Source organism: Streptococcus sp. HMSC070B10 (genome assembly GCF_001808665.1).
Lineage (GTDB): Bacteria > Bacillota > Bacilli > Lactobacillales > Streptococcaceae > Streptococcus.
Genome location: NZ_KV794210.1, coordinates 1 through 725, shown reverse-complemented (window position 1 = coordinate 725; position 725 = coordinate 1). Strand labels below are relative to the sequence as shown.

General features: G+C 37.0%; 2 pseudogenes. Both read left to right on the top strand.

Annotated features, from left to right (window positions below):
- Positions 1–332 (top strand): annotated as a pseudogene (locus tag HMPREF2613_RS07520) (virulence protein); the annotation flags it as partial.
- Between the two features lie 10 nt (positions 333–342).
- Positions 343–725, top strand: a pseudogene (locus HMPREF2613_RS07515) (hypothetical protein); the annotation flags it as partial.

Here is a 725-nt window from a genome sequence, read left to right as displayed (position 1 = left end):
AGGTTAATTATTCTAGCAACTACGACAGCTGGCAAGCCAATAAACCGACGAGTAAGACTTTTGGAAAAAAAGTTTCTGGACGAGTTAACGGTAAAAAAGTCGATAATATTCGAGTTGATGCGGAGCCAAATAGTGGGAAAATCCAAGTTCAGTCGGGGAGTGGAAAGTCAGGTTATGATCTCGACATAGATATCGAAGCTTCAACTATTTCAAGCAGAAAGGATATTGTAAACTGGGTAAATAAACAATCTGAACTAAATGGACTTGGAAAAGGAGCTAAAGAAGAAGTTATCAAAAATATGTGGAAGGCTTTTAACTGGTTGATGCAATAAGGAGGGAAGAATGAAATTATATTTAAAAGGTGATTATACGAAAAGAGTACCTTATGGTTATTTAGAACTTGCTAGCAAAATGTGGTTTCCAGAAGATGAGCAAGTTTCTTACTCAAATGCTGGGAATAATGATGCATTACAAGAGGATTTTTCTGTAAATTTATCCTTGAGGAAAAGTACTGCAGATAAGCGATGGTCTAGTGTCCCCCTAAAGGAAGGGGTACGAAGACTCTTTTCACATATTAAAGAATGTATTGAGATAGAGTTTGAAGATGCGTTTGCTACGGATTATAATGAAAAGGGAGACTGTCTCCGTATTTTAACCACCCATCTAGAAGTTTTGACAGTTGATAAACGATCCATGTACATTATGGCGCTTGAGATTGCAAAGGT